The sequence below is a fragment of the Yaniella halotolerans DSM 15476 genome, from assembly GCF_000420805.1.
GTDB lineage: Bacteria > Actinomycetota > Actinomycetes > Actinomycetales > Micrococcaceae > Yaniella > Yaniella halotolerans.
The window spans coordinates 391,801-404,156 of record NZ_ATVQ01000001.1 but is presented as its reverse complement, the minus strand read 5'-3'; the positions used below and the strand labels follow the sequence as shown (position 1 = coordinate 404,156).

14 protein-coding genes and 1 riboswitch are annotated in these 12,356 nt (G+C 57.1%); of the genes, 3 read left to right on the top strand and 11 right to left on the bottom strand.

The window, feature by feature from the left end; genetic code table 11:
• Nucleotides 1–154 precede the first annotated feature (154 nt).
• Nucleotides 155–1,435: an MFS transporter gene (locus G583_RS0101975; protein WP_022869518.1), complete on the top strand. Its 1,281-nt coding sequence runs from the start codon at nucleotides 155–157 to the stop codon at nucleotides 1,433–1,435.
• Here the strand turns inward: G583_RS0101975 and G583_RS0101970 are convergent.
• From G583_RS0101970 to hisD, 5 genes are all read right to left on the bottom strand, one after another.
• Nucleotides 1,432–2,634, bottom strand: coding sequence for a hypothetical protein (locus G583_RS0101970; RefSeq protein ID WP_022869517.1), 1,203 nt, complete (start codon nucleotides 2,632–2,634; stop codon nucleotides 1,432–1,434). The genes G583_RS0101975 and G583_RS0101970 overlap by 4 nt on opposite strands.
• On the bottom strand, nucleotides 2,631–2,846 hold the full coding sequence (locus G583_RS0101965) for a cold-shock protein (RefSeq protein WP_022869516.1): 216 nt from the start codon (nucleotides 2,844–2,846) through the stop codon (nucleotides 2,631–2,633). Before G583_RS0101965 ends, G583_RS0101970 begins: the two co-directional genes overlap by 4 nt.
• Before the next feature lie 286 nt (nucleotides 2,847–3,132).
• Entirely contained in the window at nucleotides 3,133–3,501 is a 369-nt protein-coding gene (locus G583_RS0101960) for an RNA-binding S4 domain-containing protein (RefSeq protein ID WP_022869515.1), read from the bottom strand.
• Between the two features lie 5 nt (nucleotides 3,502–3,506).
• Complete coding sequence (locus G583_RS0101955; RefSeq protein WP_022869514.1) at nucleotides 3,507–4,046, bottom strand: flavin reductase family protein; 540 nt, start codon at nucleotides 4,044–4,046, stop codon at nucleotides 3,507–3,509.
• A gap of 35 nt (nucleotides 4,047–4,081) precedes the next feature.
• A riboswitch (SAM riboswitch) is annotated at nucleotides 4,082–4,205 on the bottom strand.
• Nucleotides 4,206–4,259: 54 nt separating this feature from the next.
• Nucleotides 4,260–5,567: a histidinol dehydrogenase gene (gene hisD / locus G583_RS0101950; RefSeq protein ID WP_022869513.1), complete on the bottom strand. Its 1,308-nt coding sequence runs from the start codon at nucleotides 5,565–5,567 to the stop codon at nucleotides 4,260–4,262.
• A gap of 58 nt (nucleotides 5,568–5,625) precedes the next feature.
• Here hisD and G583_RS16135 point away from each other — a divergent pair, with 58 nt between their 5' ends.
• Complete coding sequence (locus G583_RS16135) at nucleotides 5,626–7,230, top strand: mechanosensitive ion channel family protein (protein ID WP_022869512.1); 1,605 nt, start codon at nucleotides 5,626–5,628, stop codon at nucleotides 7,228–7,230.
• A gap of 3 nt (nucleotides 7,231–7,233) precedes the next feature.
• Here G583_RS16135 and G583_RS0101940 read toward each other — a convergent pair whose 3' ends face one another.
• The 3 genes from G583_RS0101940 to G583_RS0101930 are packed head-to-tail and all read right to left on the bottom strand — an operon-like array spanning nucleotide 7,234 to nucleotide 9,027.
• Nucleotides 7,234–7,749, bottom strand: a complete 516-nt coding sequence (locus G583_RS0101940; RefSeq protein ID WP_022869511.1) for an O-acetyl-ADP-ribose deacetylase — start codon at nucleotides 7,747–7,749, stop codon at nucleotides 7,234–7,236.
• A gap of 3 nt (nucleotides 7,750–7,752) precedes the next feature.
• Nucleotides 7,753–8,175, bottom strand: coding sequence for a universal stress protein (locus G583_RS13665; RefSeq protein WP_022869510.1), 423 nt, complete (start codon nucleotides 8,173–8,175; stop codon nucleotides 7,753–7,755).
• 3 nt (nucleotides 8,176–8,178) lie between these two features.
• Nucleotides 8,179–9,027, bottom strand: coding sequence for an MBL fold metallo-hydrolase (locus G583_RS0101930; RefSeq protein WP_022869509.1), 849 nt, complete (start codon nucleotides 9,025–9,027; stop codon nucleotides 8,179–8,181).
• 12 nt (nucleotides 9,028–9,039) lie between these two features.
• On the opposite strand from G583_RS0101930, the gene G583_RS0101925 reads away from it, so the two are divergent.
• Nucleotides 9,040–10,140 carry a glutathione S-transferase family protein gene (locus tag G583_RS0101925; protein ID WP_022869508.1) on the top strand — a complete coding sequence of 367 codons (1,101 nt, stop codon included), beginning with the start codon at nucleotides 9,040–9,042 and terminating at the stop codon, nucleotides 10,138–10,140.
• 26 nt (nucleotides 10,141–10,166) lie between these two features.
• Here the strand turns inward: G583_RS0101925 and G583_RS0101920 are convergent, their stop codons facing one another.
• From G583_RS0101920 to G583_RS0101910, 3 genes are read right to left on the bottom strand one after another with little or no spacing between them, the layout of a single operon-like run.
• On the bottom strand, nucleotides 10,167–10,907 hold the full coding sequence (locus tag G583_RS0101920; protein ID WP_022869507.1) for an SDR family NAD(P)-dependent oxidoreductase: 741 nt from the start codon (nucleotides 10,905–10,907) through the stop codon (nucleotides 10,167–10,169).
• Nucleotides 10,908–10,915: 8 nt separating this feature from the next.
• A complete protein-coding gene (locus G583_RS13660; RefSeq protein WP_022869506.1) occupies nucleotides 10,916–11,884 on the bottom strand; it encodes an asparaginase in 969 nt (322 codons plus the stop codon).
• A 23-nt stretch (nucleotides 11,885–11,907) separates the two neighbouring features.
• Entirely contained in the window at nucleotides 11,908–12,303 is a 396-nt protein-coding gene (locus G583_RS0101910) for a YchJ family protein (protein WP_022869505.1), read from the bottom strand.
• Nucleotides 12,304–12,356 lie beyond the last annotated feature (53 nt).

Below are 12,356 nucleotides of genomic sequence, written 5' to 3'. Positions count from 1 at the left end.
GAACAACAGAAGAACTACGCCTGGTACTTGCCTATAACACTACTGATAATGCCAATATGCGGCTTGAGCATTGCATGTCTAACACCTCCGTCTTGGTAGTGTTGTCTGTGGCCATCTGAGGCCCCACAAGTTATAAGGAATGCGCTCTCTACTCATGACAAAAACGTCCGGTACTGGATTACCAGGGTGGCTCTGGTTAATGGTCGCCGCAGGTGTGCTGACTCAAACAACTGCGAACCTGGTCCGACCGGTCACCAGCTATAAGCTCATTTCACTTGGCTGGGGCGAAACGGAGATTGGTATGGCAACCGCAGCATATGCGCTGTTGCCACTTTTCTTAGCGCTACCTTTTGGTCGGCTTCAAGGACGTCTCAAATCTCCGCGAAATTTCGTCGCGCTTGGGATCATGGTCCTGGTGCTGGGTGCGGCATACCTAGCGCTCACCGACCATATTGTGCAGCTCATGGTTGCTTCTGCGATCTTCGGTATTGGGCATTTGATGTTCACGATCGGTGGTCAAAGCATGGTGGCTCGGAGGTCGCGTGCCACAGATATGGACGCAAACTTTGGGTGGTTTACTGCCTCGTTTAGCGTCGGCCAGATGCTCGGTCCATTGCTTTCGGGATTCCTGCTGGGAAATACGTCACTGGCCGAGACCCAAGCTAGCGGAGATGACTTGTCGTACAGCGTGAACCTTGCGCTTTGGATCGGTGCTGTTACCTCGATCGTGGCTGTTCCCATCCTTTATACGTTGCGTGCTTCTCCAGCGCGGACCGTCACACAGACACAAGAGATCGTCATTGTCGGGCCTGGTCAGAAACCCTCGATGCTCAACATCTTGAAACAGCCGGGCATCGCTTCGCACATGCTCGCGGCGTTAGCTTTGCTGGCGATCCTGGATATCCTGGTGGCCTTCATGCCATTGGTCGGTGAATCGGTGGGAGTCTCGCCCCTAGTCATTGGGGCGCTGCTCGCGGTGCGTGGTGCAACGTCGGTTATTTCACGAGTCTTCATCCGACCGTTGTCGGCCAAGTACTCACGAAATTTCTTATTGCTGGTGTCGCTGTTAATATCGGCGGTGGCCCTGGCCATCGTTCCAGGTGTCTTGGGACTAGGCATCGTGGGGATTGTTGCAGCTTTTGTTTTCATGGCAGCCGGAGGATTTACCTTAGGGCTCGGTCAGCCGCTCACGATGACGATGATTTCACAGGCTGTTCCGCGTTCCTGGCGTAGTCCTGCTCTCGCGCTGCGATTGATGGGCAACCGCGTTGGACAAGTAACCTTGCCACTCGTGGCCAGTCTGGTTGCCGGTTCAGTTGGACCTGCTGGCGGTATTTGGTTCGCCTGCACGATCTTGGGGCTGTCGGGTGCGGAACGCCTCGTCAATAAGCGGACAGGACCAAATCCTCCGACGGGATCTCAGTCGCAGAGTTAGTGTCTTGGTTTACGGCGGGCTACGGCCCACCAGACGCCGGCTCCCAAGACACCCAGTCCGACGATCGACGATACAAACCACCAGGTGTCTGAATGCGTCAGGCGTTCGTTGACATCCGCTCTGAGCAAGTCATCGGAAGCTAAGCCGTTGCCTTTATCAGGGGTCGAGACTCTGGCTTTAATTGCGTCTAGCTCATCTTCAGAAACTGGCGGCAGCGTTTCTAATTCGGTTGCTTCAGCACTGTGATCGCGTGGTCTGGGCATGATGAGACCAGAACCGTTGTGTGAATCTGTATCCCAGATTCGGGACAACAAATGCCGTGGATTATCCGAATGTTGACGGATCTCGCGCTCTACCGGACTTGTCGACTCTTGCGAGGGCGGCTGGGGAACAGGCGCGGCTGGTGCCGGATCGTCATTACCCCGGTTGTTGTTTTGAGTAGGTGGTGCTGGGTCAACAGGTGCCTGCGATGTCGATGGTCGTGGCGGTGGCGGCTGCTGGGGTGGGACAGCAGAGTCGGTATTTCCTGGCGGAGGAGAGGTCGTACTCTCAGGGGGCTCAGGCGCAGGAGTTGTCGGCTCTGGTGGCGCGTCTGGAGTACCTGTATCAGAGTCGTCAGGGGGTTGTGTACCGTCAGTGCTCTCGCCGGAGGGTTCCTCCGTGACGTCTTCGTCTTCGCCACCATCGAGTGAAAATGAAACGGAGCAGGTAGCAACCGGTGCAGCTTCGCCCTTCCAGATGGTTAGGTCCAATGTTTCTTGACCTTCATGTGGAAGCGCAGCTTGTGAGGAATCGTCGACGGGATGCTTACCTATCCCGTCGATTTCTACAAAGTCTTCGCCATCTGCGGCCGGGATATCTACCAAGACCTCGGTCTCATCGACTTCAGCCACAGCGCAGTTTACCGGCTCCAGCGATGGCGTGGCCGACTCCGCTGTTGGTTCTTCGCTCGGCGATGGTGGGGGTGGAAGAGGAGGTTCGGTCGTTCCGTCTGTGGTGTCTACAGCGGTGGGCTGCGAGAGGTCAGGCGGTTCGTCTTCGGGGGAAGTTCCAGTTGACGGACCGTCTGAAGTCACCGGCGAAAGCTCGGTGTTTGGTGGTTCCGAGGGGTCTTCATTCTCCGCTTGAGCAGCGCCGATCGCACTCAAGGCGAAAACACCTGCGAGTGTGGCGGATCCTAAGCGGACGTGGAATTTCATGCCAGGGGACGTACCGTATCTGCTACAAGTCCACGGTCACCTTCTATGGCGAGGTATTCGACCTTCTGACCATCTTCGAGCCGTCGGAACCCTGTTTGAGCGATCGCCGTATGATGGACAAAAACATCGGAGGAGGCGTCATCGGGTGTGATAAAACCGTAGCCTTTTTCGATGTTGAACCACTTGACCGTGCCGGTGTTTCCGTCGCTCATTGCTATTCGTCGTCTCTTTTGTCGTCGGTAATAAAGTCAGGGCAAATACACGTATTGCCACAGTTTATGCTAACGGAAGGGGGCGGTTTTAAGAAAGTTTAAAGTTTGTGGACTCGTCGTGACGACTGGGAGTGGAGGGCAAGAAAAAATCCCGCTGGTCAGATGAAAGGGGTTCACCTGGCCAGCGGGATTACAACATCACTCGCACCTTGAAGAGGTACTGAAAAGTCTAAGGGACCGAGTTTTAAATAACCCGAACATTAGCTGTGAAGTTCCTGAACGTTTTTTATCGGTTGGTGTAGCCGCGAAGCTTGTCGAGTTCACGACGTTCCTTCTTGGTGGGGCGCCCAGCGCCACGTTCGCGCCGCGGTACCGCCAAGAGGTAGCGGGGGACCGGTTCCGGAGAGTGATCGGTGTAGTGTTTGATCGCTACGGGGTGGCCGACCCGCTTATCTAAGAGGCCGGTAACTTCGATGACGCGTTCACGCCCGGATTGACGGAACGTAATCGTATGTCCGACTCGTAACTTATGCGAGGGCTTGATGGGCTCGCCATCGACTTTGATCTTGCCACCTTTGACCGCGGTAGTTGCAGCGGAACGGGTTTTGAAGAGTCGAACCGCGTGCAGCCACACATCAACGCGCACAAACTCCATACGTGTTAATTGATCTCCAGGTTGCGGAACTGGGACTTATGGAATACGAGCGGCTCGTGGATATTGGTGAAGTCTGCCAGATTATTGACCTGGAGTAGCACCATGATGTGGTCACCGGCCGGATATTCAGCGTACACGGTCGTGTCCAACCACAGGGCTGCGTGGTTAATGAAGATTGAGGCGTCGTGTGTCTCAAGATCGAGGCCCTCGAACCGGTCGATGCCTTTGGCCGCGAGTTGGCGGGCGATAGAACCTTGTCCCTGACCGAGGATGGAGATACCGATCGAATCTGCATCCCGTAAGGCAGGCCATGTCTCGGAATGGTTCTGAATGGCCACGGACACCAGAGGTGGATCGAGTGAAACACCCACGGTAAAGGACGAGGCGGCCATACCTGCATAGCCCTGCTCGGTGGATGCCGCGAGTGCGGCTACACCAGAGGGGAACTGCCCAAACGCACTACGAAGCGATAAGGGAGAAATATCGTGTGAGAGTTGGGCGGTTGTATGAGATTCGTGGGCTTGCAAGGTAGTCGTCACAATCATGCCTTCGCTATTCTGCGCCCGAATAATACGCTCGAACGCTGTACTTGCCAGACACGGCGTCTTCCGTGTGGCCGAATCATCACCTGGGGCACCCCACTACAACGTGGGAGGGTTGCCGTCTTACCAGCCAGGGCTACATAACGGTAAGAGCTCGTGATTCTGCAAACAAGACTATCCTATATCGTCTGTCTGTGACAGTTGAAGTTGTCACATTTATTCAAATCGGCGCGCTATAGCTTCCGCGTGAGCATGCAGACCTTCGGAAGCTGCCAGTGCTTCGATGCCCTTTGCTATGGGTTCTAAGCCGGTTTTGTCGTACCGAATGTGTTGTTGCAGTCGCAGGAAGGACGCAGTGTTCAGCCCGGAAGAGAACCGTGCTGTACCGGAGGTGGGTAACACATGGTTCGAACCGGCCGAGTAGTCGCCCAGGGGGACAGGAGAGTATGGGCCCAGGAAGATTGCACCGGCGTGGGTGATGTCCTTCAGTACCGCGTCGTTATCTGCCGTGTGGATTTCTAAGTGTTCGGTGGCAATACCGTTGGTCACCTCAATGGCATCAGCCATCGAGGCCACGACCAGGACGCCGGATTGTTGGCCGGTCAGTGCCTCGCGGATTTGGTCTTCCAAAGGTGTGCCTGGAACCTGGGTTTCGATTTCCTCGACGACGGCCTCGGCCAGTTCCATAGAGTCGGTCACCAGCACCGAGGCGGCGAGAGGATCGTGCTCGGACTGTGAAATGAGGTCGGCTGCGACCCAAGCCGGTGTTGCAGTGTTATCCGCTAGCACCAGAATTTCAGAAGGGCCAGCCACGGCGTCGATGCCCACTTGGCCGAAAAATGCTTGTTTGGCGGCGGCAACATACACATTTCCAGGTCCGGTGATGAGATCAACGGGCTCGCAGACCGTTTGGCCGTGTTCATCGTCGGCGCCCAGCGCGAGCATAGCGATCGCTTGTGCTCCACCGGTTGCGTACACTTCTTCAACGCCGAGGAGTTGGCAGGCTGCCAAGATGACCGGGTGGGGGAGTCCACCGAACTCAGCTTGCGGGGGAGATGTAACGGCCAGGCCGGGCACGCCGGCAGCTTGTGCTGGCACCACATTCATGATGACCGACGACGGATAAACTGCGCGACCACCCGGCACATAGAGACCAACCCGTTGGATCGGGACCCAGTGGTTTTCTACACTGGCGCCATCGGCGAGTGGAACAACGGTGTTGGGCGGGAGCTGTGCAGCATGTACGGCACGGGCTCGGGTGATAGATTCTTCTAGCGCGGCGCGAACATCCGGATCGATCTCCTCGAGTGCTTTGGCCATGGCTTCAGCTGGTACACGAAGGCTGGCAGGACGAACTCCATCGAAGCGTTCGGTCAAATCTTGGACTGCTGAAACACCATGGTGTCGTACCTGGTCAATGATGGGTTGGACGATCTGGGACGCGTCCGAAACTTCGAGCTTTGCTCGCGGCATCACGGTCGCTGGATCATAGGTGGTGTTGCGCAAATCAGTGATGTTCAGCATGACTGTTAGTGTAGCCGTTTTGAGCTTTAGTTCAGTTGCGACTGACAGAATGGAGCCTATGTTGCGATTTGGAACCGAAGAGGCCCCGGGCGAGCCGACAGAATCGCCCTCCATGCCGGACGTGGAAAATGCTGTCCCCGAGGACGTGCAAGATTCCGCGGTACAAAATGTTGAGTCCCTGGGCCCAGTATTCGGCGTCATTTTGAATATGTCCATTGGCGTGCTGAGCGCCCTGGTTTTGACGACGTTCATCGCGCTGGTCGTCCGGATCGGGTTGCGCACTCGGCCACGCATGCGGGGTCATTTAAAGATTCTGCTCGTCCCCGCATTCACCGCGATGGCCTTCCTCGGCGCTCGAGTTGGGCTGAGCCTGTCCGGCCGGGACTTTGCGCTCTCTAACCTGTTGGAATTCCTCACGCTGATCGGCACGGTCGCTGGCTTCGCCTGGCTGGCCCTACGCGTTGTGAATGTGGTGCAGCGTCGAGTTGAACTCCGCTATGAAGAATCCACCACCGAAGATCGCCGTGGGCGCCGCATCAAGACGCAGATGCAGCTCATCAAACGGGTACTGAGCACGATTATCGTCGTCATCGCCATTGCAGCGATTCTGCTGACCTTCCCTCAGGTTCGCGCCCTTGGTGCTGGTCTGTTGGCCTCTGCGGGTCTTGTTTCCGTTGTGGCAGCACTTGCCGTGCAGACGACGTTGACGAACGTCTTTGCCGGTATCCAGTTGGCTTTTACTGATGCGATCCGTGTGGGTGACGTCGTCGTCATGGACGATTACTACGGCACGATTGAAGACATCACGATGTCGTATGTGGTGTTGAAAATTTGGGATGGTCGACGCATTATTTACCCATCCTCATACTTTACGAACACTCCGTTCGAAAACTACACGCGCGTTGGCACCGAGATATCAGCCGGTATCGATTTCCAAGTCGATTGGCGTGTGCCGGTCGAGGCACTGCGCACACGGTTGAGGGCGCTGGTTGAATCATCTGATCTCTGGGACGGTCGCGATGTCTCAATTCAGGTGCTGGATATCGCTGGTGATCGAGCGACGCTGCGAGCAGCCGTATCGGCCCGGAACGCCGGTGAACTCTGGGATCTGCAGTGCCTAGTCCGGGAAGACATGATCCGGTTTGTTTCCGAGGAACACCCGATGGCGATGAACGTCATGCGTATCGAGAATTTGCCTGAAGGGCCAGCCCCCGAAGTCGAGGCACCCGAAACGACGCGCGGTACAGCTGCTGAGTCGAAAACTTCAAAATCTCGGGCACGTACGCCGTGGGATCTCAGTGCGGTTCCCGAAGTTGATACGGGCAAAGTACCCTCGCGGCGCGGTAGCGAACCGCCAGTTGAACGCGGTTGGATCCCGACTGTGAAGAAGACTGAGAACGGTCTGAAAGAAACGGGACCGGATACCTCGTCGGTACCGCTCACGCAGCCTTCGGAAGACGGATCAATGTATACCGGCTCCGTTGCAGCGATCGAACGCGGTGCCGATATGGCCGGCCCCGGTGAGGAAGCATATCGGGAGCGGCTGCAAAACACCGATGAGGTCGAAGTCCAAAACGGTGACGAGTCCCAGAACGGCAAGAAACCTGAGGATACTCAGGAGTTTGAACGCGTCCGTGAAGACAAAGAGTCGAGCAAAGACTAGCGATTAGCCGGCCAGGTAGTTGTCGTACAGCGTTTTCATCTCTTGTGAAAAGGGAACGAAAAGCACTGTTTCGATGGATACCTGGTCGGTCATTGCTTGGACCGTCTCGACCCCGGCGGTCACAGCATCCTTGTGTGGCCAACCATAGACTCCAGCCGAAATGGTGGGAAACGCAATCGAGGTGGCACCAAGCTCATCGGCGACCTCTAAACTTCGCCGGTATGCGCTGACAAGCTGATCCCGACGATCGGTGCTGGCCGAATAGACCGGCCCTACCGTATGGATGACCCAGCGTGCAGGCAGTTTGCCGGCTGTTGTGGCCACCGCGTCTCCGGTGGGCAGACCATCTGGCAGTGAAGTGTTGCGCAGCTGCTTGGTCGCCGCCAAAATCTCTGGTCCCCCCGCACTATGAATAGCACCATCGACGCCGCCACCGCCCAGCAATGAGGTGTTGGCGGCGTTCACGATGGCATCAACACTCACCGTGGTGATGTCGCCCTGCTGGATAAGAATGTCCATGGTTTACTCCTGTGCGTTTGATGCCACCGATGCTTCAGGAACTTTCACACTCAAAACTGGTGCCTGCAATTCTCGCAGCAGCTCGTCGGCGACCGAACCCATCATGAATTTTGCGAACCCGGAGCGCTTGGCGCCACCAATGACCACCAGATACGGGTCCAACTCAGCAACGACGTCTTTGAATTCGTCTGCGGTGGAACGTCCCCGGGCATACTGTCGCAATTCAGTCGGCACTTGGAAGTTCGCCAAATACTGCTCAAGTTGCTCGGCCTCAGCCCGGGTGAGCTCAGTTTCAGCACGACGTTCCGAACCGGGCCCCGCGTTGACGACCACCAAATTCATCGACAACTTGGCGGCCAGATCCAAACCGAAGTCTAGTGCCGCTTTGGACGCAGCAGATTCCGTATAGCCCACAATAATGGTCATGCATTACTCCTTCGGGTTGTGCAACAGATATTCCAGCGTAGCCGCCAGCGTTTTCTTCGCCGGGGTGCGAACCACCTCTGGCAGTTTCGGATACAGCTGCATCGACAGATCGTGCACCGTCACCGATTCCCAGTCCACCGGGGTCGGAATCTGAGGATAGTCTGCGATCATTTCGCGAAGCTGATCGACCCGAACCATGCGGTGGTCGCTGTAATCTTTTGCGGTGCGAGCCACCGAATCCAACGTCGGCCCGTGAGCTGGCAGGACGGCCACTTGACGCCCGGCGCCTTCTACATCCCGCAGTCTCTTCATCGATGCCAAATAGTCATCCAACGTCCCGTCGGGATAATCCAACATGGTGGTCCCCTCGCCAAGGATGGTGTCACCGGTCAACACTGTGCCGCCCGGATGCGGCGCAGCATCGTCGTCCGGCAGGAAGAATGACACCGAATCGGAGGTGTGCCCCGGGGTCGCGACCACACGGATCTGCGTGCCAGCCGCGGAGATCACCTCGTTTGCTAGGAGTACGCTGGCTTGTCGGCACCACTGTTCTGCAACGGCGCGGACCGGGGCGCCAAAGCGTTCGTGGAAGGTGTCCACGGCCCCGGTGTGATCGTGATGATGATGCGTTACCAAGATCAATTCGACGCTGCGGTCACCGATGACCTGGGCTACAGCATCAGCGTGCTCAGCAGCGCCCTGGGGAAAGCCTGGATCGACGATGACCACGCTGTCTGCTGTCGGAGCTGCAATCACATACGTGTTGGTTCCGCTCAAGGTCATACCGGACGGATTATCTTGGGTGACTCTGAATGTGAACTGGCTACTAGCCAGTGTGGTTGAAGAACTCATATATTGAAGTCTATGGAATCAACACAAAATTCTGGATACTCCACACCCGGCAAACCCTTTACCCGTGATACGAACTACATCAATGATCGTATTGTTGCGGACCCAGCCGCTCATCGAGCAGCCGAACACTACGAGTACAACACGATCGGTACGCTGACCACCGGGCTGACAGAAGGTGCTGAAGCCTGGCCCGTCGAAGCCGGCCGTTACCGCCTCGTTGCTGCCCGCGCCTGTCCATGGGCGAACCGCACCATCATCGTGCGTCGCCTGCTCGGGCTCGAAGACGCTATTTCGCTGGGTACTCCCGGCCCAACCCACGACGCTGATTCTTGGACCTTCGATCTTGACCCCGGCGGCGTCGACCCGGTCCTTGGTACGAAGCGGATCCAAGAAAACTACTTCAAACGCTTTCCGGATTATCCCCGTGGCATTACGGTGCCGGCGCTCGTCGATATCCCGACCGGTGGGGTCGTGACCAACGACTACCCACAAATGACCCTGGACTTCTCGACTGAGTGGCGTGAATTCCACCGCGAGGGCGCACCAAACCTGCTGCCAGAAGAACACCTTGATGAAATGTTTTCGGTGATCAAACGCATCTTCACCGAGGTCAATAATGGGGTATATCGCGCTGGTTTTGCTGGTTCGCAGCAGGCCTATGACGAAGCCTATGACCGCCTCTTTGCCGCTATGGATTGGTTGGAAGAACGGCTGACGACCCGTCGTTACCTGATGGGTGAACACATTACTGAGGCAGATGTCCGGCTCTTTACAACGCTTGTGCGGTTCGACCCCGCCTACCATGGCCATTTCAAATGTAACCGCAATAAACTCATCGAATTCCCCGCACTATGGGGCTACGCCCGTGATCTCTTCCAGACCCCAGGCTTCGGTGACACGGTGGACTTCCAACAGGTCAAGGACCACTATTACATTGTGCATCACGATATTAACCCCACCGGCATTGTGCCCAAGGGCCCCGTGCTGACCCAGTGGTTGACCGAACATGGACGGCAGGAACTGGGTGGCTCACCGTTTGGCGATGGCACCGCCCCCGGTCCGGTTCGCGACGGTGAAGGCGTCGACCCAGCAAATAACCCGCTGTATGCCTAAAGACCCTCAGGTCGCCGTGGTTTGGGTTAGGGCTCTGCTCGAGGTCGAACCCAAACTTCAGTGATCTGCGTGTCTGCGGGTGCTTCGATGACGTGCCGGATGGTGCGCGCGACGGTGGCCGGTTGAATCAGCGTTTCCGGTAACACCAGCGGGTAGTCATCTTCCCATTTGATCATCGGTGTATCCACGTGTCCCGGAGCCACGGTCGCTACTCGAATACGATCTACCTCGGTGCGCATCCGCACGCCGTCAGCCAGTGCCTGGAGTGCGTGCTTCGAAGCCGCATAGACGACATTATGTGGTGACGTCGTCCGCGAAGCACCGGAACCCAAATATACGATCGTGCCGGTAGAGGCCCGTAACTGGGGTAGTAAGATCCGGGTGAGTTCAGAAGGAACCGTCACATTGAGGTGCATAACCTCGGACCAGATCGCAGCCGTCGCATCGTCAAAAGCAAACCGCGGGGCAATGGCCGCCGCGTTGATCAGTGCATCGACTTTCGGCAGGAGTCTGAAGGTTTCAGCAAGAGCGTCAGTTTCGGTGAGATCACACCGAACGGGGTAAATTTGCTGGCCCAGACTGGCTAACTCGGCCAGGCGTGCTTCGTCACGGCCCTGGGCAACGATCGCGTAGTCGTGGGCTAGATCTTCTACGATGGCACGACCAATGCCACCCGTGGCGCCGGTGACTACAACCACCTGCCGGTTGGTGACCGCCAGCGCCTTCAGATGGTCTGTGATCTCAAGCAGTTCCTGGGCGGTATTCATAGTGCTCCTTACCGAGTTTGGGCTTCGAATGCGTCGCGCAACGTGGTCGCCGGTTGTACTTGGGCCAGTAGCACGGCCAAGAGGACGCGGGCTTGATACGTGTTGAGCTGGCCGGCGCCCAGCGCCCCGGCCTCTAAGAGCGTGACCCCGCCGCCATTGCCATAGATCGCAGCGACCGGACCCGCGGGAACGCGGGTGGACAACACGACTTGTACATCGGCAGCCACCGCAGCATGGACTGCTTCAGTGAAAACCGGGGGTGCATTGCCTGCGCCAACGCCCTGGAGGACCAAACCATCGGCACCTGAGTCCAGCGCGGCATAGAACAGGTCCGCGTTGGTACCCGGCGCCGCATCGATGACCGGAATATTCAGCTCGGAAAAAGTGGCTGCCGGAGCCTCCAGCAGCGGGTATGTGGCCGCGGTCGCCAGGCGAAACAAGACGTTGTCGTAGCAGTGTGCGACTAGTGTGCCGCCAGAGAACGAGGACGTTGCCAGAGTATGGCGTTTTCGTGTGTGGCGGGCAGCATGGAACTCAGATTCAAAGCCAATGACCACGCCGGCATCGCGCATCGCGGCAGATGCGGCAGCTTCCACTGCTTGCCGCAGATTTTCTGGGCCGTCAGTATTCGGCAGATCTGCAGCACGCTGCGCGCCTGTCAAGATCACAGGCTTTTCGGAATCGTGCAGCAGTGACAGGAAAAATGCCGTCTCCTCCATGGTGTCGGTGCCGTGGGTCAGCACCACCCCGGCGACCTCAGGACGTGCGCACGCGGCATGTACGGCGTGATAGATGGTCAGCAGATCGCCGAATGTGAGATGAAATGAATTGATCTGTAGGACGTCCTCGGTCGTGACGTCGGTTGATACTCCCAGGTTGGCCAAGACCTGCTCTGTCGAATCCGCAACAACCGACCCACCGGCTGCGGCGCGAGAAGCAATAGTCCCCCCGGTCCCGATCACATGTACGTAGCTCATGAAGCTATTGTAGAGCGCATCGGTTATAAAATGGCACCGGAAACATACACCCAGCGACCGTTTTCACGTACGAATTCTGAGCGCTCATGTAAGAAATCCCGGCGACCATCAGCAGTACGAAAATGAGCGATAAATTCGACAATGCCGGTCGCATCGTCCGGCCCGCCGGCCTGCGTATCGCGGATGCGGAGTCTGCGCCAATCAACACCCTTAGGGGCCGAAGCATCAGCCGGGCGGGTCTGGGAGTGCCAACTGTCCGCAAGATAGGCATCGTCGCCTATGACAAAGGCCGTATACCGCGAGCGCATTAGTGCTTCGGCCGTTGACGCAGTCTGTTCTCCGGCAAGCAGTGGACCGCAGCACCGAGCGTACTCTTCAGACGTCCCACATGTGCAGGGCTGTTGTGGTAACTCCATCATTGGTTTCCTTGGTCCTGTTGAGATGATCTGTTTCAAAGTGTAGCGATAGGTTA

Bases quoted from the DNA above. Each gene is read 5' to 3' on its own strand.
- G583_RS0101975 (WP_022869518.1), top strand. From the start codon at position 155: ATGACAAAAACGTCCGGTACTGGATTACCAGGGTGGCTCTGGTTAATG.
- G583_RS0101970 (WP_022869517.1), bottom strand. From the start codon at position 2,634: ATGAAATTCCACGTCCGCTTAGGATCCGCCACACTCGCAGGTGTTTTC.
- G583_RS0101965 (WP_022869516.1), bottom strand. From the start codon at position 2,846: ATGAGCGACGGAAACACCGGCACGGTCAAGTGGTTCAACATCGAAAAA.
- G583_RS0101960 (WP_022869515.1), bottom strand. From the start codon at position 3,501: ATGGAGTTTGTGCGCGTTGATGTGTGGCTGCACGCGGTTCGACTCTTC.
- G583_RS0101955 (WP_022869514.1), bottom strand. From the start codon at position 4,046: ATGATTGTGACGACTACCTTGCAAGCCCACGAATCTCATACAACCGCC.
- hisD (WP_022869513.1), bottom strand. From the start codon at position 5,567: ATGCTGAACATCACTGATTTGCGCAACACCACCTATGATCCAGCGACC.
- G583_RS16135 (WP_022869512.1), top strand. From the start codon at position 5,626: ATGTTGCGATTTGGAACCGAAGAGGCCCCGGGCGAGCCGACAGAATCG.
- G583_RS0101940 (WP_022869511.1), bottom strand. From the start codon at position 7,749: ATGGACATTCTTATCCAGCAGGGCGACATCACCACGGTGAGTGTTGAT.
- G583_RS13665 (WP_022869510.1), bottom strand. From the start codon at position 8,175: ATGACCATTATTGTGGGCTATACGGAATCTGCTGCGTCCAAAGCGGCA.
- G583_RS0101930 (WP_022869509.1), bottom strand. From the start codon at position 9,027: ATGAGTTCTTCAACCACACTGGCTAGTAGCCAGTTCACATTCAGAGTC.
- G583_RS0101925 (WP_022869508.1), top strand. From the start codon at position 9,040: ATGGAATCAACACAAAATTCTGGATACTCCACACCCGGCAAACCCTTT.
- G583_RS0101920 (WP_022869507.1), bottom strand. From the start codon at position 10,907: ATGAATACCGCCCAGGAACTGCTTGAGATCACAGACCATCTGAAGGCG.
- G583_RS13660 (WP_022869506.1), bottom strand. From the start codon at position 11,884: ATGAGCTACGTACATGTGATCGGGACCGGGGGGACTATTGCTTCTCGC.
- G583_RS0101910 (WP_022869505.1), bottom strand. From the start codon at position 12,303: ATGATGGAGTTACCACAACAGCCCTGCACATGTGGGACGTCTGAAGAG.